This is a genomic window from Moraxella caviae (assembly GCF_002014985.1).
Taxonomy (GTDB): Bacteria; Pseudomonadota; Gammaproteobacteria; order Pseudomonadales; family Moraxellaceae; genus Moraxella; species Moraxella caviae.
Genome location: NZ_MUXU01000013.1, coordinates 1 through 24252, shown reverse-complemented (window position 1 = coordinate 24252; position 24252 = coordinate 1). Strand labels below are relative to the sequence as shown.

Annotated in this window: 22 protein-coding genes; 16 read left to right on the top strand and 6 right to left on the bottom strand. The window is 47.5% G+C overall.

What is annotated here, in order from left to right; all coding sequences use genetic code 11:
• Positions 1 to 128 precede the first annotated feature (128 nt).
• The gene (locus B0181_RS01665; RefSeq protein ID WP_078275764.1) at positions 129 to 527 is read left to right on the top strand and encodes a hypothetical protein; all 399 of its coding nucleotides are present in this window, start codon (positions 129 to 131) and stop codon (positions 525 to 527) included.
• Positions 528 to 656: 129 nt separating this feature from the next.
• Here the strand turns inward: B0181_RS01665 and B0181_RS01660 are convergent, their stop codons facing one another.
• The 4 genes from B0181_RS01660 to B0181_RS01645 form a co-directional block, all read right to left on the bottom strand.
• Positions 657 to 1769: a 5-(carboxyamino)imidazole ribonucleotide synthase gene (locus B0181_RS01660; RefSeq protein WP_078275763.1), complete on the bottom strand. Its 1113-nt coding sequence runs from the start codon at positions 1767 to 1769 to the stop codon at positions 657 to 659.
• A 323-nt stretch (positions 1770 to 2092) separates the two neighbouring features.
• Positions 2093 to 2629: a 5-(carboxyamino)imidazole ribonucleotide mutase gene (purE, locus tag B0181_RS01655; RefSeq protein WP_078275762.1), complete on the bottom strand. Its 537-nt coding sequence runs from the start codon at positions 2627 to 2629 to the stop codon at positions 2093 to 2095.
• A 98-nt stretch (positions 2630 to 2727) separates the two neighbouring features.
• Positions 2728 to 3669 (bottom strand): metallophosphoesterase, encoded by a 942-nt coding sequence (locus tag B0181_RS01650; protein WP_078275761.1) that lies wholly within the window; start codon positions 3667 to 3669, stop codon positions 2728 to 2730.
• Positions 3670 to 3759: 90 nt separating this feature from the next.
• Positions 3760 to 4374 carry a rhomboid family intramembrane serine protease gene (locus B0181_RS01645; protein WP_078275760.1) on the bottom strand — a complete coding sequence of 205 codons (615 nt, stop codon included), beginning with the start codon at positions 4372 to 4374 and terminating at the stop codon, positions 3760 to 3762.
• A 508-nt stretch (positions 4375 to 4882) separates the two neighbouring features.
• Between B0181_RS01645 and B0181_RS01640 the strand changes: the two genes are divergently transcribed.
• Together B0181_RS01640 and B0181_RS01635 are read left to right on the top strand one after the other, a co-directional pair.
• Positions 4883 to 6562, top strand: a complete 1680-nt coding sequence (locus tag B0181_RS01640; protein ID WP_078275759.1) for an OmpA family protein — start codon at positions 4883 to 4885, stop codon at positions 6560 to 6562.
• A gap of 186 nt (positions 6563 to 6748) precedes the next feature.
• Positions 6749 to 7561, top strand: a complete 813-nt coding sequence (locus B0181_RS01635; RefSeq protein WP_078275758.1) for a pseudouridine synthase — start codon at positions 6749 to 6751, stop codon at positions 7559 to 7561.
• A gap of 142 nt (positions 7562 to 7703) precedes the next feature.
• On the opposite strand, the gene B0181_RS01630 is transcribed toward B0181_RS01635, so the two are convergent.
• Positions 7704 to 9614 carry a M61 family metallopeptidase gene (locus B0181_RS01630; RefSeq protein WP_078275757.1) on the bottom strand — a complete coding sequence of 637 codons (1911 nt, stop codon included), beginning with the start codon at positions 9612 to 9614 and terminating at the stop codon, positions 7704 to 7706.
• A gap of 264 nt (positions 9615 to 9878) precedes the next feature.
• Between B0181_RS01630 and B0181_RS01620 the strand changes: the two genes are divergently transcribed.
• Positions 9879 to 10364, top strand: coding sequence for an FKBP-type peptidyl-prolyl cis-trans isomerase (locus B0181_RS01620; protein ID WP_078275755.1), 486 nt, complete (start codon positions 9879 to 9881; stop codon positions 10362 to 10364).
• Between the two features lie 26 nt (positions 10365 to 10390).
• On the opposite strand, the gene B0181_RS01615 is transcribed toward B0181_RS01620, so the two are convergent.
• Positions 10391 to 11377, bottom strand: coding sequence for a GlxA family transcriptional regulator (locus tag B0181_RS01615; RefSeq protein WP_078275754.1), 987 nt, complete (start codon positions 11375 to 11377; stop codon positions 10391 to 10393).
• Positions 11378 to 11581: 204 nt separating this feature from the next.
• Between B0181_RS01615 and B0181_RS01610 the strand changes: the two genes are divergently transcribed.
• The 12 genes from B0181_RS01610 (at position 11582) to B0181_RS01555 (ending at position 24136) form a co-directional block, all read left to right on the top strand.
• The gene (locus B0181_RS01610) at positions 11582 to 12442 is read left to right on the top strand and encodes an MBL fold metallo-hydrolase (protein ID WP_078275753.1); all 861 of its coding nucleotides are present in this window, start codon (positions 11582 to 11584) and stop codon (positions 12440 to 12442) included.
• A gap of 182 nt (positions 12443 to 12624) precedes the next feature.
• Entirely contained in the window at positions 12625 to 13791 is a 1167-nt protein-coding gene (locus B0181_RS01605; protein ID WP_078275752.1) for a hypothetical protein, read from the top strand.
• Between the two features lie 147 nt (positions 13792 to 13938).
• The gene (locus tag B0181_RS01600; RefSeq protein ID WP_078275751.1) at positions 13939 to 15189 is read left to right on the top strand and encodes a tetratricopeptide repeat-containing glycosyltransferase; all 1251 of its coding nucleotides are present in this window, start codon (positions 13939 to 13941) and stop codon (positions 15187 to 15189) included.
• A 154-nt stretch (positions 15190 to 15343) separates the two neighbouring features.
• Positions 15344 to 15691 (top strand): ArsR/SmtB family transcription factor, encoded by a 348-nt coding sequence (locus tag B0181_RS01595; protein ID WP_207384371.1) that lies wholly within the window; start codon positions 15344 to 15346, stop codon positions 15689 to 15691.
• A 105-nt stretch (positions 15692 to 15796) separates the two neighbouring features.
• Positions 15797 to 16198 (top strand): arsenate reductase (glutaredoxin), encoded by a 402-nt coding sequence (gene arsC / locus B0181_RS01590; RefSeq protein WP_078275750.1) that lies wholly within the window; start codon positions 15797 to 15799, stop codon positions 16196 to 16198.
• Positions 16199 to 16237: 39 nt separating this feature from the next.
• A complete protein-coding gene (gene arsB, locus B0181_RS01585; protein WP_078275749.1) occupies positions 16238 to 17233 on the top strand; it encodes an ACR3 family arsenite efflux transporter in 996 nt (331 codons plus the stop codon).
• Between the two features lie 232 nt (positions 17234 to 17465).
• Positions 17466 to 18299 carry a hypothetical protein gene (locus B0181_RS01580; RefSeq protein WP_078275748.1) on the top strand — a complete coding sequence of 278 codons (834 nt, stop codon included), beginning with the start codon at positions 17466 to 17468 and terminating at the stop codon, positions 18297 to 18299.
• A gap of 137 nt (positions 18300 to 18436) precedes the next feature.
• Positions 18437 to 19015, top strand: coding sequence for an aminoacyl-tRNA hydrolase (pth, locus tag B0181_RS01575; protein WP_078275747.1), 579 nt, complete (start codon positions 18437 to 18439; stop codon positions 19013 to 19015).
• A 381-nt stretch (positions 19016 to 19396) separates the two neighbouring features.
• Positions 19397 to 20359, top strand: a complete 963-nt coding sequence (locus B0181_RS01570) for a calcium/sodium antiporter (RefSeq protein ID WP_078275765.1) — start codon at positions 19397 to 19399, stop codon at positions 20357 to 20359.
• A gap of 251 nt (positions 20360 to 20610) precedes the next feature.
• A complete protein-coding gene (locus tag B0181_RS01565) occupies positions 20611 to 21267 on the top strand; it encodes a DedA family protein (RefSeq protein ID WP_078275746.1) in 657 nt (218 codons plus the stop codon).
• 309 nt (positions 21268 to 21576) lie between these two features.
• A complete protein-coding gene (locus B0181_RS01560; protein ID WP_078275745.1) occupies positions 21577 to 22407 on the top strand; it encodes a putative RNA methyltransferase in 831 nt (276 codons plus the stop codon).
• A 208-nt stretch (positions 22408 to 22615) separates the two neighbouring features.
• Entirely contained in the window at positions 22616 to 24136 is a 1521-nt protein-coding gene (locus tag B0181_RS01555) for an anthranilate synthase component I family protein (RefSeq protein ID WP_078275744.1), read from the top strand.
• Positions 24137 to 24252: the final 116 nt, after the last annotated feature.

Sequence of the window (24252 nt, the reverse complement as noted above, 5' to 3'; positions counted from 1 at the left end):
ATTTTTTGTTGGTGGATTGACAATGTATCACAGCGGTTTTTGATGCGCAAGGCGGTTGTGCGCTTTTTGATGAGTGCTTGTTTTTTGCTGGGTGTTTTGGCGTTTATTTTTATAAAATGGAGAGAATTATGCGATTAAATTTCACTAAAAGCGTGCGAAAAAGTACGTTTAAAAAGTTTGGCGTGGGTTTGTTAATGGCGGCATTGGCAACGCCTGCATTGGCTTGCACAGCATTACCACCTGCGCAAGGTTTTGTTTTTACCAATGACAAAAACAGCGATGGTGTGCTTAATTTTTGGGAATGGCGCAAGGCGAAAAGCGATGATTTTTTGCTCAAGCAGCAGGGCGAAGAATTTGAACTTAAAATTGGCGGTTTGCGGACGTTTCGTGCGCTGGATGTGGATAACAACTGGAAAATCAGCATGGACGAAGCGGCGCAGCGTCTTGAATATCGTGAACATCCTTGCGCCAGCTGGGAGCGTGCGATGAATGAAATGCTTAAAAATCAAGCGCTTATCAAGGAATAAGCCAGCCTATCAAAGCAAAACCTTGTAATGAAAACTTTGTAATAAATCCAGCAACAAAAAACTGCAACAAAAAACCGCTCACCATTGCCCAAGCGTAAGCCAAGCATGACGAGCGGTTTGTTTTTATGATTAGCAGTTGTTTAAAGTTTGCTGTGCGCTTGCCACCGCAGTCGCCAAATCATCTGCCATCACGGTGATGTGTCCGATTTTACGCCCATCACGTTCGCTCTTGTGGTAGTGATGATAATGCGCGCCACCGATGCTAAGTAGTTGATTTTCATCAGGATACTTGCCGATGATGTTTAGCATGACAGATGGCTTGACGATGCTGGTATCGCCAAGCGGCAAGCCTGCCACCGCGCGAATGTGGTTTTCAAATTGGCTGCAATTTGCGCCTTCAATGCTCCAATGCCCAGAATTATGCACGCGTGGAGCGATTTCATTGGCAATCAAGCCGTTATCCGTCACAAAAAGCTCCAGCGTCAATACGCCCACATAGTTTAGATTTTCTAAAATCTTAGCAATGCTTTCTTGGGCGCTTTGGTTTAGGTTTTCCACGCCTTGTGCTGGGGCGATGGTTTTGGCAAGAATGCCGTTTTGGTGGTGGTTTTCCACGAGCGGATAATAGCGAATGTTGCCTGATTGGCTGCGCACGGCAATGATGGAAACTTCACGGCTAAAGTTGATAAACCCTTCAGCAATCAAGGGCGCTGGCATAGCACCGCCAGTGATTGCACCGCCAAGCTCTGCCCAAGCCTGTGCGATGTCGTCTGTGGTTTTGATGACGAATTGCCCTTTGCCATCATAGCCGCCACGGCTGGTTTTTAGTACCAATGGCAAGCCGAGCGTATCGCAGGCATTGTGAAGTTCATCTAAAGTATTCACCGCTTGATAAGGCACGGTGGTTACGCCAAGCTCGTTAAACAAGGCTTTTTCTGCCAAGCGGTCTTGGGCAACTGACAACGCCTTGGCAGGCGGGAACATACCGCCTTTGTCATCAAGATTTGCCAAGCGTTCGGCAGTGGCGACTGGCGTATTTTCAAATTCTAGGGTGAATACGTCCGACGCCTTGATGAAATCGTCCAGCTCGCTGGTGGTGTAGACTTGACCGTACAGGCTGGCAGGTGCGTTTGGTGCGTCTTCCAAAAATACGCAGCGCAGCCCAAGTTTGAGTGCTGCTTGTGCAAGCATCATGCCAAGCTGTCCGCCGCCCAAAATGCCGATGGTGTGAATGGTTTTCATAGCAATCCAAATCAGTGATGAATAATCCGCTATTATAAAATAAAAGCTGTAAAAACAAAAGGCGGTTTGCAGATGGTTTGGCTGTGGCTTACGTTCGTGCGCTTACCTTGCTGATGAAATTTGGCGCAAAAAAGTGAGTTTATTTGCCAAAGTTTAATTGCTAAAACTTTAATTCTCAAAATCCAAACATCGCAACTTTAATTACCGCAACTTTAATTATCGCAATTTTAATTACCGCAATTTTAATTACCACAACTTCAATCGCCACAAAACAAAACCCCAAATCCAAGGCAGATTTGGGGTGAGTGAGCTGTAAGGATAAGTCAGCCGATAATGCCAGGCGTTGGGTTTGCCAGCACGGTGTCGGTTTGTTTGGCACGAAATGCGTCCAGTTGCGCCGCCAGCTGTGCGTCATGTAGTGCCAGCATTTGAATGGCGAGCAGACCTGCGTTAAACGCGCCAGCCGTACCGATGGCAAGCGTACCCACCGCCACGCCTTTTGGCATTTGCACGATGGATAACAGACTGTCCCAGCCGCTTAGGGTGCTTGATTTGACAGGCACGCCAAGCACAGGTAGCGGCGTTTGGCTTGCGCACATACCTGGCAAATGCGCCGCACCGCCAGCCCCTGCGATGATGATTTGTAGTCCATTTGCCTTGGCAGATTTGGCAAAGTCAAACAGTTTATCAGGCGTGCGGTGTGCTGACACCACTTCGCAAACGAAAGGCACGCCAAAATCTGCCAAGATTTGCGCAGCTTCGCTCATTGTTGCCCAGTCGGACTGGCTGCCCATGATGATGCCGACTTTCGGTGCGCCAGCAGGCGAAGCGATTGGGGCAGGTTGGTTGGTTTGTGTCATGATGAAATCCTTGTGATTAAATCCAAATGAAAAAGTCTTATTGTAGCAAAATTTACACCAAAATACAGGTAAGTATAAAAATACAAGTAGGCGTACGCTTAAAATTCGTCCGTAAATTGCACAAAATTATCTGCACTGAGCGTAGGATTGTCGGTGTCAAATTGATAAGCGGTCAAAAATCCGTCTTTGCCAGCCGAATAATCCACGCACACCACTTGCTTAGATAAAAGGCGTGGCGCACCGTCCAGCCAATAATGCCCAATGAAAATCGGCTTGTCGGTGGCGATGTGAAAATTCGCCAGTTCATCATTGAGTGCGGTCAGTGGTGTATTTGGCAAGTTGTCGGCAAACAGCGTCTGGCTGATGGGGTGCGTTTGCCAAGCGTTTAGCCACCATTTGACGCGCGCATTATGGCGGACAATGCCCATTTTATCAGTCATGCTGATACCGTCTGGCAAGGGCAAATCAATGCCGTTTAGAAGGCGTCTGATGGCGCTAAATTCAGGCGTGGCAGGCTGTCCCATGCGCTGTATGGCGTGCGGATTTAGGCGATTGCCATCGTCAAGCAGTGGCATAAGGCGAGCGATACTTGCCGTATCATAGCAAGCGTGAATAAAAATGGCTTCAGGCAGCTCAATAAACAGCGGCAATTCATAAAACCTGCCAATCCAATGGCGGTGTGCGTCCGAGCCAAATGGCACTTCGTCCAAAAAGGCTTGGTGCTGGCGTGTGTTGTGCGCGGTGTGTGGGCGCAAATACGAGCCGTCATTGCTTAGGGTGTTTGGCGTGGCATAGCCGATGGCGTTGTATTCGTGATTGCCCATGATGGCAAGCGCTGCGCCGTGATCGAGCATATCAAAGACGATGTTTAGCGTGGCGATTTCTTCGTTGCCACGATCCACCAAATCGCCAATGAACACCGCTTGGTGATTGGCTGGCGGTTCATAAAAACGCCCATTATGGCGATAGCCGAGCTTGGCAAGCAGTCCTGTCAATTTGTGTGCTTGCCCATGCACATCGCCGATGATGTCATAAATCATGCCGTATCCTGTGGCTAACCGTGTGGCGAATTAAAATTTTAGATTGCCAATGAAAAGCTTGAGTTGTCAATCAAAACCTTGGAATTTAAATCAAAACCTTGGGTTAAGCAGTGCATTGATAAAATGCAGCACCAGCGTAGGCTCAATGATGATGGACGCCACCACGCCAAACGCTGCGCCAAATAAGTGCGCCGAATGGTTGGTGCTGCCTGTGCCGCGCCGCTCAGCGTACACGCTGTAGGCGGTATACAGCACCGCAAACACGATGGCAGGAATGGGCAAAACGCCAAAAAAGTACAGCGTTTGCCAAGGCGCAAACAGCACAAACGCAAACAACACCGCTGACACGCCGCCAGACGCACCAAGGCTTAAATAGCGTGAGTTGTGCTTGTGTTTTAGGTAAGTGGGAATCATGGCAACAATGATTGCCAGCACATAAAAAATCACAAAACCCAGCGAGCCAAAACGCTCAATATAAAACCGCTCAATCACCCGCCCAAAAAAGTACAGCGTAAACATATTAAACAGCAAGTGCATACCATCAGCGTGGACAAAGCCATGCGTGACGAAGCGGTCAAATTGCTTGTAGCGATTGACACGAATCGGATCAAAAATCAGCCGTCCCATGATTTTGGGATTTTGCCAAGCGGCAAGGCTAATCAGCACGGTGATGATGATAATGGCTGTGGTGTGATTTAAATCCATGGCGGTTTGGGTGATAAATTTGTCGGTAAAGTGAAAACGTAAATTTAAAAATTTCGTAATTTAAAAATTGGCAACAAACCAAGCGGTCAAATCCAAGCAGTCAAACTCTGGCAATGTCAAAGCAGTGCGTTTGGTTTTTAGCGACTGGTTTTAAAAAATTGCACCGTTTTTGGATTGTTGCAGGTGTATTACAAAACTGCCAGTATAGCAGTTTGTGGGCAAATCGCCAACCGCTTTAGCCAAGTTTATGGTATTTTTGTAACTAAAAGGGCGTTTCGCGTAAGATTGCTTAATGTTTTGTTGAACTATTGTTGTTTGGGCTTTTATATTTGCGTAAAATCGTTCACAATAGACGTATTCTTGAAATGTGCGCTAGGGCAGCCGAAGTTTGCTTGAGGATTTAAGCCAAATTTGGTTTGCGCACGTATTGGCAAGCGTTTGTTTGAATGGCGTTTGTCAAGGCAAGAACAAGTTTGTATTGCACTTTAATATTTTTAAGGAAATTTTCATGCAACTGATTGAAAAACTAAGCGAATTGGTAACGCCACACGTTTTGGCGGCAACTTCTGCGCACGCAGGCGACAACAGCGTAAAATCTAAGCTATTGTCAGCGTTTTATCCGCTGTTTGCGGCACGTTTGTCGGACGAATCGGCATTTAGTCGCATCAGCGCCTTGCCAGCGGACGCTTTTGCCAATGGTAAAAATTTGCTAGACGCATTGTTTAACGATGGCAACGGCAACAGCCAAGTGGCGCAAATCACCGATTCGCTTGCCAAAGAATTTAATTTGCCAGCGACCACCGCTACCGCACTTTCTGCTGTATCAGCACCGCTGATTTTGACAAAAATCAAGGAATTTGCAGGCGCACAAGGCGTACCAGCTTTCCTAAAATCGCAAGCAGGTGAGCTGTCAAGCGCATTGCCTGCGTGGGCGCTTGCACTATTGCCAGCAGGTTTGCTTGGCGGTGCGGCAGCGGTAGGCGCAGCAAATGCAGCCACTGGCGCAGGTGCGGCTACTACAGCAAGCACAGCAGCCACAGGCGCAGCGGCTACGGGTACGGCAGCAGGCGCAGCGGCAGCAACACCAAAAGCAGCCACCATTCCTGCCAAAGAAGAAGAGAAAAAAGGCGGCTTTTTAAAGAGCTTGTTGCCGATTATCGGCTTGATTATTTTAGGCGGTTTGGCGTGGCTATTACTGCGTGGTTGCCAAGACAATCCTGCACCAGTGGCAGCACCAAACGCACAATCACAAGCGGACGCTAACGCTGCTGCAGGAGCAAATGGCGCAAATGCTGACGGCGCAAATGGCGAAGCAGGCATGGCTGATGGCGCAGCGGCAGCAGCTGTGGCAGCCACGCCAGCGGTGCTAAACGTTGCCGTTGATGAAACAGGTCAAGCGGTGTATTCGTGCCGTGCCAATGCAGGCAGCGAAGGCGTGATTGCCAGCATTAACACCGCCATCGCAGGCGTGTTTGGTGTGGATAAGTGCGAACTACAAACAGACGACAGCCACGCTGCCACCATGCCAGCGGCTGAGCATTTGCCAGCGGTATTGGGCTTGATGAAAGGCGTACCAAGCTCAAGCGTGTCTATCAGCGATAAAACCGTGCGCTTTAACGCTGCCAACGAAGCAGACATCGCTAAGCTAATTGAAGGCGCAAAAGGCATCTTGCCAGCGGATTTCACGGTGGAAGCTGAGCCTGCACTTGACGTGGCGGCGGCTGTGGCTGGCAGCATCGATTCTGCCAAAAACGCCATCAATGCCTTGGGCGATAACGTAAGCGCCGATGAATTGGTGCGCGCGCTGAATATGCAAATCATCAATTTCGCCAGCGATTCAAACGCCATTCCAGCGGAAAATCAAGCCATCTTGGATTTGGCGGCTGAAAAATTGGCGGCATTGCCTGACGCCAGCCTAAAAATCATCGGTCATACCGACAGCCAAGCATCACACGAGTATAACCAAAAATTGTCTGAAAAACGTGCCGCTGCCGTGCGTGATTATTTGGTGTCAAAAGGCGTGGCCGCTGAGCGTTTGCAAGTGTCTGGCGCAAGCTATGACAAGCCTGTGGCTTCAAACGCCACCGAGCAAGGCCGCTTCCAAAACCGCCGCATTGAGTTCACCGTACTAGAAAACGGTGAGAAAGTGGCGAGCGTTGGCGCAGCAGACAGCGAACAAGCCAAATAATCCAAATTGTAATTTTAAAAATTGCACAAGCAAGCCTGCACTTTGGTGTGGGCTTGTTTTTTGGCTTAAAATTATTTAAGTGATTGATTTTAATGTATTTTTAGGATTATCATCTATCGTGCTTTGGTGAAAAATGGCGGCTGTGTTATACTGGCATGGTTTTTCTTTTAAGTCGGTTTTAAACCCATGCCAACGCTGATTTTATTTAACAAACCTTATGGCGTGCATAGCCAGTTTCGCAAAGACAGCACCGAAATGCGCACGCTTGCCGATTATTTTAGCAATCCTGATTTGCGTGTGGCTGGCAGGCTGGATAAGGACAGCGAAGGCTTGCTGCTTTTGACCGATCACGGCGGACTAAATCACGCCATTACTGCGCCAAAAACCGCGCGCACCGCCAAAACGATGGGCAAAACTTATCTGGTGCAAGTGGAAAATACGCCCACGCCAGCGCAGATTACGCAGCTAAGCCAAGGCGTGGTGCTAAAAGACGGCAAAACTTTGCCAGCGGTGGTGCGTGTGCTTGGCGATGATGAGCTGCCGATTGCGCTGTGGCAACGTGAGCCGCCCATTCGTGAGCGCAAAAGCATCCCGACAGCGTGGCTTGTCATGACGATTTTTGAAGGTAAAAACCGCCAAGTGCGGCGCATGACGGCAAGCGTGGGTTTGCCGTGTTTGCGTTTGATTCGGATGCAGATTGGTGAGTGGTCGCTTGTCAGTCAAGTGCTGGGGCAAGCAGCAGAACAAGCGACAAAACAAGTGGAGCAGACGCAGCTTGGCGTGGGCGAGTATCGCAGTATCACGCTTTCGCAGGCGGATTTGGTGCGTCTTGGCGTGAGCGGTGCGCCTGATGACAAGAAAAGCACGCCAACAAGACAGCCGAAACCACGCACAGCAGGGCACGCACAACCCACGCACACATTCAAATCAAAATCCCACCCACAAAAACGCTTTAGCACCCATCGGCAAGGTGGTAAAAATGGCGGTGCTAAGCGGTAAAGTTGGTTGGGGTTTGTAAGCTAAATTGGCAAAACTTAGCCTATCAACTAAAAAGTGAGCCAAAAATCAGCCAATTTGGCAAACCGCCACTCGTTCAACCAACCACTCAACCAACCACTCAACCAACCGTTCAACCACTCACTCAAACAAACACATCGTCCAGCCATTTGCCATCAGGCAGCGACAAAATCTCAAGCGTGCGCAGGCTTTCTTGGGAGAAGCTATCCGTTGGGCGGTGCAGCACGGTTTCGTTTGTGCTTGGCTGATTGTCCATGTTTAGCACGGGCAAATTGATGGTGAATTGCTGCAGCATGTCTTGGCGAAAGGCGTGAACGATGATGGGTAGAGCGGTGCGACTTTGGAAATGATAAGCGGCTGCTAGCACGTCGTTGGTTGCGCGCATACCATCAATGGCGACAATCACATCGCCTGCCGACAGTCCGCTTTGGCTTGCCGTGCTGTGGCGGCGCAAGTGCTTGATGCTAAGTCCTGCGCTGGTTTGCTCGGTTTGCATTCCCCATGGCGTGCGTTTTTGGTTGGTTTTGATGATTGCGCCAAGTTCACGCAAGGTTTGCTCAATGGGCAGCTGTTTTGTACCGATGATGTAATGGTGATAAAATTCTTGCCATACCGCGCCATCAATCATTTGGCTGATGATTTCGCCAAGCGTTTCGGTGCTGAGTCCAAAGCGTTTATCCGTCTTGGTTTTGGCGATTTCATAGCAGTGTTTGATGACGTCAAACAGGCGGTATTTGCCGTCTGAGTGCGTCAATAACAAAACGTCCAACAACCACGCCACGAGTGCGCCTTTGTTATAGTAGCTCACGCCTTGGTTGGTGCTGTTTTCATCAGGGCGGTACAGCTTAATCCACGCATCAAAGCTGGATTCCGCCACGCTTTGGTGCATACGCCCATCGGTTTGGTAGTAGCGGTTGATTTGTGCCAGCAGCAGTTTGGCATAGTCGTCCTTGCCAATCACACCCGCTTGCAGCAGCATAAAATCGTCCACATAGCTGGTAAAGCCTTCAAACACCCACAAAAGCGGCGTGTAGGCTTCGTCTTGCAAGCGTGCGCTCATCATTACATCAGGGCGCACGGTTTTCACCCACCAAGCATGAAAATATTCATGGCTGCACAGCCCCAGCAGGCGTTGATAATTTTCGCTTGGTTTGTCCGCTTCGCCAAATTTTGGCAAATCGCTTCTTGGGCTGACTAAGGCAGTGGAATTGATATGCTCAAGTCCGCCGTAGTCGCTTGCGGTGGCGTTTAGCATGAAAGTGTAGTCATTAAATGGCGCATCACTCAGCCAATCCACATAGCACTGGCAAATGCGTGCCACGTCATCGGTCAGTCTGTCCACATCGCCAAAATGTCTGCCGCTCACAAAAAAGCGGTGCGCAAGCGGCTTGCCTTGGCGGTCGTGAATGGTGAAATCGCTGCAATCTTGGTCGCTGATTTCAAAAGGATAATCGTAGCTTTCAAAGGCAGGCAGGCAAGGCAGCTGATAGCGTGTGTAGGCAAGTGTGCGTTTGCCGTGCGCTTTTTCGTGGCGTGTGGCGGTGTGCATAAGCCCACAAGCCAAGACGGCGTGGGCGTTGGCAGGATTTTCTGGCACGTCAAGCGTGATTTGACACAGGGCGTTTTCTTGGTTTTGCACCATCAAAAGCAGCGAAGTGAAATTGCCAAAAATGCGCTGATGATCCACATAAGCGGTGCGCACTGATGTGTCGTAGCAGTACACTTCATAGCAGACGGTGATGGTGTCGCCTGCTTTGGCGTGGGGCAGTTGCCATGTGTTTTTGCTTGTTTTTTCGGCACGGTGAACGGCTGTATTTGCGTCTGTGCTGTAGGCAACTGTCGTGATGTTTTTGGCAAATTCACGAATCAAATAACTGCCGGCAATCCAAGTGGGCAGCCATAAACTCGGTGTGTCATTATCCGCGCGAAAGCTGATGGTTACGTCTGCCAAGTGGTCGTTACGGCGAGAAAAATCCACCTGATAAGTGATGGCTGGGGTTTGTGCGTTGTGCGTTGGTGTGGCTGATGGGTTCATGATTTTTATGCGTTAAAGTTGGCCAAATTTCAGGTGATAGGTTTAAAGACAAAAGTTTAAAAACGATACAGTTAAAAGTGATAAAAATAGATGAAATTTAGTGTACCATGCTTGCTGGCGTGGCGCAATCGTTTGACCACGGTGAGAAATGTTGTGTAGTTGTTAAGATTTTCGCCAATCCGTGCAAAGTCTGTTATAATGGCGGACATGGCTGCAGGTAAATTTGGCGTGCGGCTTTCATTCACTGACATTTAAGGATTTTTCATGACTGTTATCGCAAACGATACCGTTGTTAAGTTTAACTACACATTGACCAATGACGCTGGCGAGACGCTGGACAAATCAGGCGCTGAGCCACTGGCGTATTTGCACGGACATCACAACATCATTCCGGGTCTTGAAGCGCAGATGGCTGGCAAGTCAGCAGGCGATAAATTCACCGCTACCGTTGCGCCAGAAGATGCGTATGGCGAGTTTGTTGCTGAAGCGGTGCAATCTGTGCCACGCGCCAATTTTCAAGGCGTGGACAACATTGAAGTAGGCATGCAATTTCAATCACAAACTGACGATGGCCATGTGATGCTGGTTACCGTTAAAGAAGTGAATGACGAAGAAGTCATCGTGGACGGCAATCACCCATTGGCTGGTCAAACACTAACTTTTGACGTAGAAATCGTGGAAGTGCGTGCTGCCACTGCGGACGAAATCGCGCACGGCCATGCGCACGGCGTAGGTGGTCATCACCACTAATTGTTAAGATTATCTTAACAAAATACCTAATCAAACCCACTCACGAAGGCTTGCTTTGTGGGTGGGTTTTTGGTTGGGCTACTCCCCACAAACACCTTGCGCCACTGACTCGGACTTACTTCAAACTTTGCCTTAAAATGCGTGCGGAAACTCACCGCACTTTGAAAGCCGATTTCATCTGCGATTTGCTCAATGGAAAGTGTGGAGCTTTCAAGCAGCTCAAGGCTTTTTTGCAGGCGGGCGTTGATAAGCCACTGTGTTAGGCTTTGCCCGGTCATTTTATAAAAATGCCGTGTAAAAGTGCGGCGGCTGATGTGCGTTTTTTGTGCCAAGCTGTCAATGCTGTGTGGCAGGTGCAGATTGGCGTGCAGGTAGTCAAGCAGGGCGTTTAGGTGCTTGTCTTTGTTTGGCTCGGCAAGCGTCTGCTCAATAAACTGTGCCTGACCGCCCTCACGGTGGGGCGGCGTAACCATAATGCGTGCGGTGTGGTTGGCGATTTTCGCCCCGTAGAATTTTCGTACCAAATACAAACAGCAATCAAGTGCCGCACTCGTCCCTGCCGATGTGATAATCCGCTCATCTTCTAAATATAACGCATTGTTATCCAAAGAAATTTTCGGAAACCGCTCGGCAAAATCCTGCTCAGCAAGCCAATGCGTCGCCGCCGTTTTGCCGTCCAGCACGCCCGTATAAGCCAGTGCATACGCCCCGTAACACAGCCCCACCAAATACGCCCCGCGTGCGTAGGCGGCTTGTAAGGCTTTGGTTATTTTAGGCGTGGGCGGTGTGTTCAAATCCGCCCAGCCAGCCACGATGATGATGTCTGCTTGTGCCAAATAATCAAGCCCCACATCTGCCATGTATCTCATTGTTTTTGAATGAATTTTGGGGCTTTGTGCCACTAATTTTACGTCAAACAAATCAGGCGGCACCGCTTCGGTAAAAATTGCATACGGCACGGAAAATTGAAACACGGGGATGTCGGGGTAGAGCAAAATGGCGACTTTTTTCATAGCGGTCTAAAAGTGAAGTTTTACGCCCATACAAGCGGTTGATTTTAATAAAAAGTTTGCCCTTATTTTAGCGGCAAAATGCACAAAAACAAAGCCTAAAAAACTGACTCAATTCTTATGCTATTTGTCCTAAAAGCCAATGTTAAGCCACGCCAAAAACCACTACAATACGCCTAAATTTAATCAACCAACCAAAGGTATTTTATGAAATTTTCTAAACTTTTAACCGCACTTTGTGCCACTTTGACACTCACCCTTACAAGCACGCTTGCTCTGGCGGACGTGAGCTATCAGCACATTCGCAATGCCACCGCCAAGATTGATTACAACGGCACGACCTTTTTGCTTGACCCTTATTTGGCAGAAAAAGGGGCGTATGAAGGCTTTGCTGGCACGCTTAACAGCGAAAAACGCAATCCGCTAATCCCAATGAAAACAACGGCAAAAGAGGTGATTGACGGCGTGGATGCGGTGATTGTTACGCACACCCACGACGACCATTGGGATAAAGCCGCCCAAGAATTATTGCCGAAAAACCTGCCAATCTTTGTGCAAAACGCAGGCGATGCCGCCATCATTCGCTCGCAGGGCTTTAGCGATGTGCGTGTGCTTGGCATTAACACCGACTTTAACGGCGTAAAACTCACGCGTATCAAAGGTGGTCAGCACGGCACGGACGAGATGTTTGCCGCACCGCAACTGGCTGAATTTATTGGCGATGCGATGGGCGTTATCATCAAGGCAGACGGCGAAAAAACGCTGTATATCGTGGGTGATACGATTTGGAATGCGTCTGTTTCACAAACGCTTGCGACCGCCAAGCCTGATGTGGTGGTGATGAACACAGGCGACGCACGTTTGCAGGGCTTTGACGGCGGTATCATTATGGGAGTGGTAGACGTGGCAAGAATGGCAAACACCGCACCGAATGCCGACATCATCACCGTGCATATGGACGCGGTCAATCACGCCACAGTGAGCAGTGAGCAAATGCGAGACTTTGTCAAACAAAACGGCTTGAAAAAAGTTGCCGTACCTGCCGAAGGCGAAGTGCTAAAATACTAATCTTTGCTGACTGAATTTATCAAGACACCGTTTGATGTTATCAAGCGGTGTTTTTTTATGTAAGCGGTGAAAAATGCGAGATAATTTACCGATTTCTCTGCCAATACGCACAGGATTTTCATTGCTTGAATGCAGAAAAATTATGATAAAATAACCGTAAAGTTAAATTAAGTGTGGATAAAATGAGCGAAAAGAAAATCAATATCGTCTTTGTTTTGCATAATATGTATGTTTGGGACGCATTAAGTCAGGTTTATCAAGAGTGTCTGGCACACCCCAAAATTAACACCTATGTGGTGATTGCGAATGACGAACACTCAGCGGTTGGAATTAGTCAAAGGGCATATAGCACCAAGCTCACAGAGTATTTATTGGAATTGAAAATCCCTTATTTTAAAATTCCACGCAATGATCCAGCATTATTACAAAAATTCTTTGACGACATCAAACCCGATTATGTGTTTCGGCAATATCCTTGGGAAGATGACTATCCAGAAATTTTTCAAACACCAAGCCTGTCTCGTTATAAAATGGTGTACATTCCTTATTTTGCGGTGGATTTGACGCATTTTGTGATGAATGGCAATCATATGGAAGTGAATTTGCCGTTCCATCACGGTTGCCATCGCATTTATTGTAATAGCCCTGAAATGCTTGAAGAGTCCCAGCGTTCTTATACAGGGGGGGGTAAGGATAAGTTTGTCTATTTGGGTAATACCAAGTTGGAACATATTATCAGTAGCCATAAGCCTTTGCATAATTTTGAGCGTACGGGCAAAATCAACATTTTATGGTGTCCGCATCACAGTATTGACGGAATGCTTAATTTGGGAACTTTTGTACAAAATTGTATGGACTTTGTTTGGCTTGCTCGACAAAATCCACAACTTTTGCATATTAAGTTACGAGCTCACCCATTTTTATTTGTGAAATTAGAAGCGATGTATCCCGAATTAACCGCTAGATTTAAGCAAGAATGGGCAGCTTTGCCAAACACATCCGTTGATGAAAATTGGGATTGTGTGGCATCGTTTAGTTGGTCGGATTTACAAATCACTGACGGACTTTCGTTTTTGGCGGAATACCCAGTCATCGGCAAGCCAAGTATTTTCATTGAAAAAGAAGGGCATATGCCATTTAATGCTAATGGTGAGCTGGCGGTGGCGTGTAATTATGTTGCCAAAAATATGCAAGATGTGGTGGGTTATTTACAGGATTTTCTTAAGAACAAATTGCCAGTCAAACAAGAGCAGCTCACGACATTTCGCAATCAGATTGCGTGTGAAGGTGTTGCTAAGAAAATTGTTGAAGATTTATTAAATCAAGCGAAGCTGCAAACTGGCGTTTAACGCATTGCAGTACGCATAAGCCAGCCTTGCAATGCGCCGGCTGTTTTGTGCGACACAATGAATTTTGTTGTAATAACGTACGAAAGCCCACAAACCTTGCCAAAATTCGCTATAATAGAGCTTTTAATTAAACGAACTTAAAATACCATGTCTACCATTTGCCTAAATATGATCGTCAAAAATGAAGCGGCGATTATTGAAGAAACACTTACCAATATCCTTGAGCATATTCCGCTTGACTATTGGGTGATTGCCGATACTGGCTCGACAGACGATACACCAGCTGTGATTCAAGAATTTTTTGCCAAAAAAGGCATTAAAGGCGAGCTTGTTCATCACGAATGGAAGCATTTTGGGCATAACCGCCAGCTGGCGATGGAGGCGGCGCATGGCAAGGCGGATTATCTGTTTTTCTTTGATGCAGATGACAGAATTGTCGGCAATTTGGGTATGCGCGCAGGTATGGAGCTGACTGCTGATGCTTACTTTTTTAAAATGCGAAATCAGCACGCCACCGACCGTTTTTACACACGTCGCTTGCTCATCAAAAACGATCCTTTGTGGCGATGGCGTGGGGCGGTGCATGAGCAACTGCACATTGAGCGACCAAGCGTGCAGGCGTTGATTGAAGGTGATTATCACGTCATTTCTGGGCGTTTTGGCGCAAGAAATAAAAATCCACAGAAATATTATGATGATGCTTTAATGCTGGAAAAGTATTTTGACGAGAACGATGAAAAAAGTTTATGCGCTCAAAATGCGTTTTTTTGCGCGCAGTCATACCGTGATGCTCGAATGCATGACAAAGCTGCTGAGTGGTATGCCAAAAGTTTGGGCTATACGGAGCATGGCTCAGAGCAGCGCCGCTATACGCTGATGTCTTTGGCGAGCGAATATGTGCGTCTTGAACAAATAGAAAAGGCGGTTTATCAGTGGCAGCTGGCGTTTGAGAATTCGCCGAAAAATGCTGAATCTTTGGTGCATTTGGCTGAGCATTTTTTGAATAAGCAATCCAATCATTTGGCGATGATGTACGCTGAGCAAAGCCTGCCTTTGGCGCTGCCAAATTTGTCGCGCACCATTGCTGTTGATGAAGTGGTTTATCGTTATGGGCGGCATAACGCTTATTTGCGAGCAGCGCTTGCGCTAAACCAGCTGGATAAAGCGTATTTGGCATTAAGGCATTTGTTGCAATTACCTGAATTACGATCAGGCATGAATGCGTATTTATTGGAAGTGTTGCTGCTTGAGCCGATGAAACAGCGGTATCTAAAAGACACGCCAGAAGTACAAACCAAAATCCGCGAGCAAATTGCTGCCATGCAAAAGTTTGATAGTGATGAGATGAAGGTGTGGAAAGACAAGGCGTTGGCGTGGGTTGAAGCAGTGCAAAAATAATTATAGGAGCTGTACTAGAATAACAACCATGTTATACTAGTACAGCCCCAAATAAAAAATTGAAATTTATCACATTATAAGACGTTCTAAAGACTGAAATTTGCTATAATCAATGGTCTTTTTGTATTTTTAATTCATTTGTTTGTGTGTTTTTATGCCGAATTCTATTAAAATCACTACCGAAACAGCAAGCCTACTCTTTGATTGCCTATCATCGCCTGTGCGCCTGTCTGTATTTCAGACGCTGACTCGTGTGGGTTCAGAAGGTATGGTGGCAGGCGAGCTTGCTAAGCGCTTGGATATTGCACCAAACAATCTGTCTTTTCATCTAAAAATACTCAGTATGTCGCAACTGGTGTGCAGTAAACAAGAAGGGCGGTTTATGCGTTATTATGCCAATTTGCCGCTGATGATGGCATTGACGGCGTTTTTGTCTGAGCAGTGCTGCGTTGAAAGTATGGGCGAGGATTGTGCGCCCAGTGCAAAAGGCGGCTGTTGTTAATTGCTAAACACACATGAAATAAGCCTGATGACAAATCAGGTTTGTTTTTGCTATAATTATTCAATAATACTTGAAATATTGAAAATTTAAATCAAGGAATCAAAAATGACGGTAACCATTTACCACAACCCCGACTGCGGCACATCGAGAAATGTTTTGGCGTTGCTGCGTCATTTGGGCATTGAGCCAAACATTGTTCATTATTTAGATAATCCGCCCGATGAAAGCACTTTGCGTGATTTAATCGCCAAAACGGGTGTATCGGTGCGTGAGATTATCCGCACCAATGTGCCGCCGTATCAGGCATTGCAGTTGGATAATCCTGATTTGGACGACGAGGCGTTGATTATGGCAATGCTTGCCGAACCGATTTTAATCAACCGTCCGATTGTTGTGGGGGATTTGGGCGTGGCGTTATGCAGGCCGTCTGAAAAAGTACTGTCGCTGGTCTCCACGCCTTTAACTGTGCCATTTCAAAAAGAAGATGGTGAGTGGATTTATCCTTAAAAATTCAAACCATTACGACTGATAAATTAGGAAAATAAAATGGGCATTTTCGAGCGGTTTTTAAGTGTTTGGGTGACGCTCGCGATTATCACTGGCGTCGCATTGGGCGTGGCATATCCGCCATTGTTTCAATGGGTGTCGGCGTTGGAAGTGGCACAAATCAATCTGCCAGTGGCGGTGCTGATTTGGCTGATGATTTATCCGATGATGATTCAGATCGACTGGTCGGCGATTAAAGATGTCGGCAAAAAACCGCAGGGGCTTTTGCTGACGGTGGTGGTGAATTGGCTGATTAAGCCGTTTACGATGGCACTCGTCGGCTGGCTGTTTTTCCGTGTGTTTTTCGCAGCGTGGGTCGATCCGCAATCGGCGCAGGAATACATCGCCGGTATGATTTTATTGGGCGTTGCACCTTGCACGGCAATGGTGTTCGCGTGGTCGCAACTGGTAAAGGGCGATCCGAATTACACGCTGGTGCAGGTGTCGGTGAACGACATCATTATGATTTTTGCCTACGCTCCGATTGCCGGCGTGCTGCTTGGCGTGAGCGATATTACTATCCCTTGGGCAACGCTGGTTTACAGCACGGTTTTGTATGTGCTTTTGCCGCTGATTGCAGGCTGGCTGACACGCAAGATTTTGCTGAAAAACAACCGCTCCATCGCCGCCTTTACCGCCAAACTTAAACCGTTTTCCATCGTAGGGCTGCTGCTCACCGTGGTACTGCTGTTTGCTTTTCAAGCCGAAACGATTTTGGACAAACCTCTGGTGATTGTGCTGATTGCTATTCCGCTTTTGGTGCAGACCTACGGCATTTTCTTTTTGGCACACGGCTTGGCAAAATGGCTCAAACTGCCGCGTGAAATTTCCGCTCCCGCCTGTTTAATCGGCACGAGCAACTTCTTTGAACTGGCCGTTGCGGTAGCGATTTCGCTATTTGGCTTACATTCAGGTGCGGCATTGGCAACGGTGGCGGGGGTATTGGTGGAAGTGCCTGTGATGCTGTCGCTGGTGTGGTGGGTGAATAAGAAATAGTCTTCTTAATTTAGCCTGATACTTCGTTGGCTTGCCTTGTCTCAGGCTAAATTGCTTTGACTAAAACAAAGGGCGACTGTTTAAATAAAACAGCTTGAATGATTTAAAAACTGCATTTACATCGCATTTTTTCGCCAAACATTGAAAAAGTGCGGTGTAAATATATGAAAATTTTGTATAATAGTCGTTTAGTGATTTTATCAATCGTCAAGTACAAAACCGCACCAACGCTATGAACATCTTCCAAATTTATTATTCGTCAGAACAAATCAGCAAATTAGACCCTGAGTTTATCCCCGTTTATAACGCACCCAATCCGCAAGAACGCTGGTTTGAATATGGCGTGATGCGTCAGCTTTGGCAAAATCATCATCATTATTTTGACGATTTTGTGGGTGTGCTCAGTCATAAATTTTATGAAAAAACAGGGCTGACCGGCAAAGAAGTTAAGGCACACATTGCCAAGCATACCGCTCAAAATCCACAGGGGGGGGTGGACGTTTATTTGTTTGACCCCATCACTGCGCCGAGTAATTTGTTTGTCAATCAATGGGCGCAAGGCGACAGCTTCCATGACGGCTTAAGCCACGCCATGCAAAATCTGCTAGGCGCACTAAAAATTCCTGTGCGGCTTGATGGTTTGATTGATTATAGCGATACGGTGGTGTATTGTAATTATTGGGTGGGCAGTCCACGCTTTTGGCAGGCGTATATGGCGTTTGCCGATGAATTTTACCGCTTGATTGAAGAGGATACCGACAACCAACTGGGTGCACGCAGTTTTGTGGCGCATTCACATTCGCAATATCCGATGACGCCTTTTATCATGGAGCGGCTTCCGACTTTGTTTATGCGTCTGAATCCGCAGTTTAAGCGTATGGTGTACGAATATCCTGAAGAGCTGCTCAAAAAGCGTTGGGGCGTGGCGTATGATGACATCACTGCGCTTAAGCACGCCAAAAACGCCCAAGACCGTGCGGCGATACACCATCATATGCAGCAGCTGTTTGCCAAGCTGACAAGGGAGCAGCTGACTTCATTGTATATGTATAACATTTGTCCGTAGCTTCGTCTGTAACTTTGTCTGTGGCTTTGCCTATAACTTTTCCATAACTTTGCCCATCAAAGCATTTGCGTTTACAAACCCTTGCACAACACCGCCAAACTTGCTAAGATTGGGCGTTTTATCAAAAAGAGAATCGCATGATTAAATTGATTGTAGGCTTGGGCAATGTGGGCGTGCAGTACACCGACACACGCCACAATGCTGGGTTTTGGTTTGTGGATATGCTGGCGAGCCAATTTGGCATCACGATGGCGCACGACAAAAAATTCCATGGTGATGTGGGGCGTGGTACGATTTTTGGGCAAGATGTGCGCCTATTAAAGCCTGACACGCTGATGAATCGCTCTGGTCAGGCAGTGGTGCCGATGGCGAACTTTTATAACATCGCGCCTGATGAGATTTTGGTGGTGCATGATGAGCTGGACATTGCCGCTGGCAGTATCCGCCTAAAAAAAGGCGGTGGACATGGCGGACATAATGGCCTGCGTGATATTGTACCGCATATTGGTGCTGATTTTTATCGGCTGCGTGTGGGCATTGGACACCCCGGTCATGCCAGTAAGGTGAGCGGCTGGGTGCTGTCAAAGCCAAGCGCAGACGACCGCACGAGCATTGATGGTGCGCTAGAATGTGCAGCAGACGCACTAAAGCTACTCATGCAAGGTGATGTGGCAAAGGCGACCAGCCAAATCAATGGCTTTAAATTGCCAGCGTGATTTTTTAGGGTTGATTTTAAGGTAAATCATTGAATTTGTTGGTTTTTTATTCCACTCAACCCAACTTACAATCTGTCCTTTAATTCAAGCTGTCATTCATCATTAAAACGCTTTCACAACCCAAACCGCTTGTTTTTGCAGGCGGTTTTTTGCTGGATTTTACCGTCAATTTGTATAATTTTACCAAAATTACACAGTTATTTGGTTTGTGGTGGCGTTGGTAAATGATAAAATAAGGCGCTTTTCAAGGGCGTTTGAAAGGTTTTAAGGGGTTTAAAATTTGACAAGATGGCAAAGATTGCTGCCTTTGTTATGCCAGCCGCCTTGTCCGAACGCCCCAAAATTTTAGTAAAATTTCATCAAACAACCACCAAACTTCTTATGATACTTGCTTTGATTGCCATCGTGATTGGCATTGCGCTGTTGGTGTATAGCGCGGATTTTTTTATTGATGGTGCGTCTGCGTTGGCGCATAAATTTGGCATGCCGAAATTTTTGATTGGTATGCTGGTCATCGGCATTGGTACGTCTGCGCCTGAGATTGTGGTGTCGGTACTGTCCACCATCAATGGTGCACCGGGGCTTGCGCTTGGTAATGCCTATGGCTCAAACATTGTCAATATCACGCTGGTGCTTGGGGCGACAGCGCTTATTAGTCCGCTGCTTATCCAAAAATCTTTGGTGCGTACAGATTTTTTGATTTTGCTTGGCGTAACTGCGCTTGCGATTTTTCAGCTCATTGATGGCGATGTCAGCCGTGTTGATGGCGTGATTTTACTGGCGGTGCTGGCGGTGTTTTTGGTGGCGCAAATTTGGCTTGCCAAGCGCGCCAAATCACAAGCACAACCGCTGGAAACAGACGCAGCCGATGTGCCAGCCATGCCGATGGGGCGTGCGCTGATAAAGCTGATTGGCGGCTTGGTGGTGCTGGTGGCAAGCTCACGTCTTGTGGTGTGGGGTGCAGTGGAAATGGCGCAGCTTTTGGGGCTGTCCGAGCTTGTCATTGGGCTGACGATTGTGGCGGTGGGAACAAGCCTGCCTGAGCTGGTGTCGTCCATCATTGCCGCGCGTAAAGGTGAAGACGAAATGGCGCTTGGCAATGTGATTGGCTCAAACATTTTTAACACCTTGGCGGTGGTAGGTGTAGCGTCCGTGATTGCACCAATGAGCGTTGCCCAGCAGGTCATCAGCCGTGATATGTGGGTGATGGCAGCGGTAACGGCATTGCTGTTTGTGCTGTGCTTATTTGCACTGCGTGGCAGTCAAAAAATCGGACGTGGCGCAGGTGGTTTATTGCTCACGATTTTTGTGGGCTATACGGCGTGGTTGTTTGTGGGTAGCTAATTGTAGGTGGCTAAGTTTTGATGAGTTTGCAAATTGAGTTTATAAGTTAAACTTGCAAGTAAAGCCGTGATGAGATGTGCCAACACGAAAATCTCATCGCAACTTTAAAAGTGTGCTAAAATAGCGCAGATTGACGGGTCTGTTTGATAAAAGCAGACCTTAACTATTCTTAATATTTCAGTCTTGTTTAAGTTGGTTGGCGCAGTGCCAAGCCAAATTGATTTGACTGTGCGTGAAAATAAAGGGCTGCGATGTCGGTTGTGGATTTTGCCTTAGGCTTGGTGGATTTTATCTTGCACATTGGCGATCACTTGCAAGAGCTGGTGGATGATCACGGCAAGTGGATTTACGCCATTTTGTTTTTGATTGTGTTTTGTGAAACAGGGCTTGTGGTTACGCCATTTTTGCCGGGCGATTCCATGCTGTTTGCCGCTGGGGCGATTGCGGCGGTGGGTGAGATGAATGTGTGGCTTTTGATGGCACTGCTCATCGTGGCAGCGATTATCGGCGATTTTGTCAATTTTGAGATTGGCAAGCATTTCGGCAGACGCTTATTTTCCAATCCAGATTCTAAGATTTTTAAGCAAAGCTACCTACAAAAAACCCAAGAATATTACGCTAAATATGGCGGCCGCACCATCATTATTGCCCGTTTTGTGCCGATTGTGCGCACTTTTGCGCCATTTGTGGGCGGCATGGGCAATATGCCGTATCGTGAATTTGCACGCTACAACATCATCGGTGCGGTGCTGTGGGTGGTGTCGTTTACGATGCTGGGTTATTTTTTTGGGCAATTACCGTTTGTCAAAAAATACTTCACGTTTTTTATGATTGGGATTATTGTGGTGTCGGTTGCGCCAATGCTTGTGGAAGTGTGGCGTGCGCTGCGTGAGAAAAAGCAGGCATGATGCGTTTATCGTGTGAGATGTGGGTTACGCTTTGCTAACCCAACTTACGGGCTGTTGCCAACCCAACCTGCAAGCTCTGTCCCGTTCGCCCTGAGCCTGTCGAAGGGTCGAACTGGTGAAAGATTGAGTCTAAAAAACCGTCAGGCTTAACAAGTTCGCCACGAACGGTTTTAAAGATAACTTCTTGATTTTGTTGGGTTATGCTTTACCAACCCAACCTGCAACACCAACCTAATTTACAATACCGCCAAGCCCAATTTATAACGCCATTTAAAAACCAACCCTTAAAAAACAACCGCCAAAACCACCATGCTAAGCTGTCCGATTTGCCAAACGCCACTTGTGCTAAACTGCACTCAAACGCCAAAAACTTACCAATGCGCCAGCAAGCACAGCTATGATGTCGCCAAAGAAGGCTATGTCAATTTGCACGTTGTCCAGCACAAAAATTCTAAGCGTGCAGGCGATACGCCAGAGTCGGTGCAGGCACGCAGACGTTTTTTGGCGCAAGGTTTTTATGAGCCGCTGCGTACCAAAATTGGCGAGATATTGTCCGATTCTGCGCTGTTTTTTAAGCCTTTTAGCGTGCTGGATATTGGCTGCGGTGAAGGCTACTACACTGCGCGCCTTGCCGAGTGTGCCAAGATGGTTTTTGGGCTGGACATCGCCAAATCTGCCGTGCAAGCGAGCGCCAAAGCGCATAAGAATACCGCAAACATCACTTGGGTGGTGGGAACTGGCGCAGTTTTGCCGATGATGGATGGCAGCATTGATGTTTGTACAAGTTTTTTTAGCCCTTTGCCCAAGCGTGAAATGTGCCGTGTGTTAAAGGCGAACGGCTATCTTTTATTGGCGACCCCTGCGCCAAACCATCTGTTTTCGCTGCGCAAGCGGTTGTTTGAGCAGGTGGTGCCACATTCGCCTGATAAATTTCTTGATGAGCTTGCGCCTGAATTTCGCCTTGTGCATTCGTGGCAAATTGACAGCGAACTTTCACTTGATGGGCAAAGTTTGAGCGATTTGATTGACATGACGCCTTATACTTACAAGGCGCGCCTAGAAAATAAAACCGCGCTAAAATCGCTTGCAGAGTTTAAGACGAGTGCAAGTTTTATGCTGTATTTGCTGCAAAAGTCGTGAAAGTTTGTTTTTAAAGCCGCTTGTGATGAGCGGTTTTTTATTTGTGCGGCTTGGGCGATTTGGCGGCGTGCGCAAACCATCTTTTAAAATCTGTGATTTTGTGCTATTTTAGACGGTTTAGATGATTGTAAATTTTCTAACCGTTTTTTTTAATTTTTGATTTTATCATTTGCTATTTTTAGCACAAAATTGACAACAAGGCAGTATTATGGCAAGCCCGCTTAGTAAAGATGATTTTCTTGCGCTAAAATCGCAAGGCTACACGCACATTCCGCTGATTAAAAAACGCTTGATGGACGACCAGACGCCTGTGTCGGTCTTTGCCAATTTGCGCAAATTTTTCCCATCGGCATACCTGTTTGAATCGGTGGTGGGCGGTGAGCGTTGGGCGCGCTATTCGATGATTGGGCTTGGCGATGACGTGGTGCTGGAGTACGAAAATGGCGAGCTTGCCATCAAGGATAATCGCCACGGACACACGCACATTACCAAAAACGCAGGCAATCCTTTTGACACACTGCGTGATTTTATGGCGGATTTTCGTGTGCCAAGCGCAGAGATTATGCCTGATTTGCCGGTGTTTCATGGCGGTTTGGTGGGCTATTTTGGTTATGATTTGATTCGTGTGATTGAGCCGAGCGTGGGGCAATCAGACGCAGCCAATCCGCTGAATTTGCCTGATATGTGGCTGACTTTATCCACGCAGGTGGTGGTGTTTGATAATCTAGAGCATACGCTATCCATCGTGGTGTTTGCCGACGCCGCCCAAGATGACGGCTATAAAAAGGCGGCAAAACAGCTGATGATGATTGAAAATCTTTTGTCGCACAAGCCTGATTTGTCGGTGGTGGCACGCCAAGCGCCAGCGTTTGTTTCGCAAACGGGCGAGCAAAAATTTTGCGCTGACGTGGATAAAATCAAAGAATACATCTTGGCAGGCGATGTCATGCAAGTCGTACCAGCTCAGCGTTTGACAGCAGATTTTTCTGGCGATGCGCTGGCGGTGTATCGTGCGCTGCGTTATCTAAATCCATCGCCTTATTTGTTTTTGGTGCAAGGCGAGCGCATTGATGAGAGTGATTTTCACATCATTGGCGCATCGCCAGAGATTTTATCACGCATTGAAAAGACGGCAGACGGGCGCAAAGTTACCGTGCGACCGCTGGCAGGCACACGCAGACGTGGGCGAGATGTGGCAGAAGATTTGGCGCTAGAAGCAGAGCTTTTGGCGGATCAAAAAGAAATTGCCGAGCATTTGATGCTCATTGATTTGGGGCGTAATGACATTGGCAAAGTGTGTAAAATCGGCTCGGTGAAGGTTACTGATAAGATGTTCATCGAGCGTTATAGTCAAGTCATGCACATCGCCAGTAACGTAGAAGGCGAGATTGCCGATGACAAAGACGCGCTTGATGTGTTTTGTGCGACTTTCCCAGCAGGCACGCTGTCTGGTGCGCCAAAAATCCGCGCCATGCAAATCATTGATGAAGTAGAGCCTGTGCGCCGTACGGTGTTTGGCGGTGCGGTGGGGTATTTGGGCTTCGGTGGTAATATGGACACCGCCATCGCCATTCGCACGGCGGTGATGAGAGATGGGCAAATCCATGTGCAGGCGGGTGCAGGCGTGGTGGCGGACAGTGTGCCTGTGGCTGAGTGGGACGAAACCAACAAAAAAGCGCTTGCCATCGTCAAGGCGGTGGAAATGGCGTGCCGTGGATTGGATGTGTAAGTCGGTGTGCGAATTTTGGTGTGTAAAAAACTGACTGCCAAAAAATCGCTTAGTGTAAGCAAACCGCTTGGCGCAAGTTTGGCGGTTTGCATTTAATAAAGGCTATTTTCAAAACC

Bases quoted from the DNA above. Each gene is read 5' to 3' on its own strand.
- B0181_RS01665 (WP_078275764.1), top strand. From the start codon at position 129: ATGCGATTAAATTTCACTAAAAGCGTGCGAAAAAGTACGTTTAAAAAG.
- B0181_RS01660 (WP_078275763.1), bottom strand. From the start codon at position 1,769: ATGAAAACCATTCACACCATCGGCATTTTGGGCGGCGGACAGCTTGGC.
- purE (WP_078275762.1), bottom strand. From the start codon at position 2,629: ATGACACAAACCAACCAACCTGCCCCAATCGCTTCGCCTGCTGGCGCA.
- B0181_RS01650 (WP_078275761.1), bottom strand. From the start codon at position 3,669: ATGATTTATGACATCATCGGCGATGTGCATGGGCAAGCACACAAATTG.
- B0181_RS01645 (WP_078275760.1), bottom strand. From the start codon at position 4,374: ATGGATTTAAATCACACCACAGCCATTATCATCATCACCGTGCTGATT.
- B0181_RS01640 (WP_078275759.1), top strand. From the start codon at position 4,883: ATGCAACTGATTGAAAAACTAAGCGAATTGGTAACGCCACACGTTTTG.
- B0181_RS01635 (WP_078275758.1), top strand. From the start codon at position 6,749: ATGCCAACGCTGATTTTATTTAACAAACCTTATGGCGTGCATAGCCAG.
- B0181_RS01630 (WP_078275757.1), bottom strand. From the start codon at position 9,614: ATGAACCCATCAGCCACACCAACGCACAACGCACAAACCCCAGCCATC.
- B0181_RS01620 (WP_078275755.1), top strand. From the start codon at position 9,879: ATGACTGTTATCGCAAACGATACCGTTGTTAAGTTTAACTACACATTG.
- B0181_RS01615 (WP_078275754.1), bottom strand. From the start codon at position 11,377: ATGAAAAAAGTCGCCATTTTGCTCTACCCCGACATCCCCGTGTTTCAA.
- B0181_RS01610 (WP_078275753.1), top strand. From the start codon at position 11,582: ATGAAATTTTCTAAACTTTTAACCGCACTTTGTGCCACTTTGACACTC.
- B0181_RS01605 (WP_078275752.1), top strand. From the start codon at position 12,625: ATGAGCGAAAAGAAAATCAATATCGTCTTTGTTTTGCATAATATGTAT.
- B0181_RS01600 (WP_078275751.1), top strand. From the start codon at position 13,939: ATGTCTACCATTTGCCTAAATATGATCGTCAAAAATGAAGCGGCGATT.
- B0181_RS01595 (WP_207384371.1), top strand. From the start codon at position 15,344: ATGCCGAATTCTATTAAAATCACTACCGAAACAGCAAGCCTACTCTTT.
- arsC (WP_078275750.1), top strand. From the start codon at position 15,797: ATGACGGTAACCATTTACCACAACCCCGACTGCGGCACATCGAGAAAT.
- arsB (WP_078275749.1), top strand. From the start codon at position 16,238: ATGGGCATTTTCGAGCGGTTTTTAAGTGTTTGGGTGACGCTCGCGATT.
- B0181_RS01580 (WP_078275748.1), top strand. From the start codon at position 17,466: ATGAACATCTTCCAAATTTATTATTCGTCAGAACAAATCAGCAAATTA.
- pth (WP_078275747.1), top strand. From the start codon at position 18,437: ATGATTAAATTGATTGTAGGCTTGGGCAATGTGGGCGTGCAGTACACC.
- B0181_RS01570 (WP_078275765.1), top strand. From the start codon at position 19,397: ATGATACTTGCTTTGATTGCCATCGTGATTGGCATTGCGCTGTTGGTG.
- B0181_RS01565 (WP_078275746.1), top strand. From the start codon at position 20,611: ATGTCGGTTGTGGATTTTGCCTTAGGCTTGGTGGATTTTATCTTGCAC.
- B0181_RS01560 (WP_078275745.1), top strand. From the start codon at position 21,577: ATGCTAAGCTGTCCGATTTGCCAAACGCCACTTGTGCTAAACTGCACT.
- B0181_RS01555 (WP_078275744.1), top strand. From the start codon at position 22,616: ATGGCAAGCCCGCTTAGTAAAGATGATTTTCTTGCGCTAAAATCGCAA.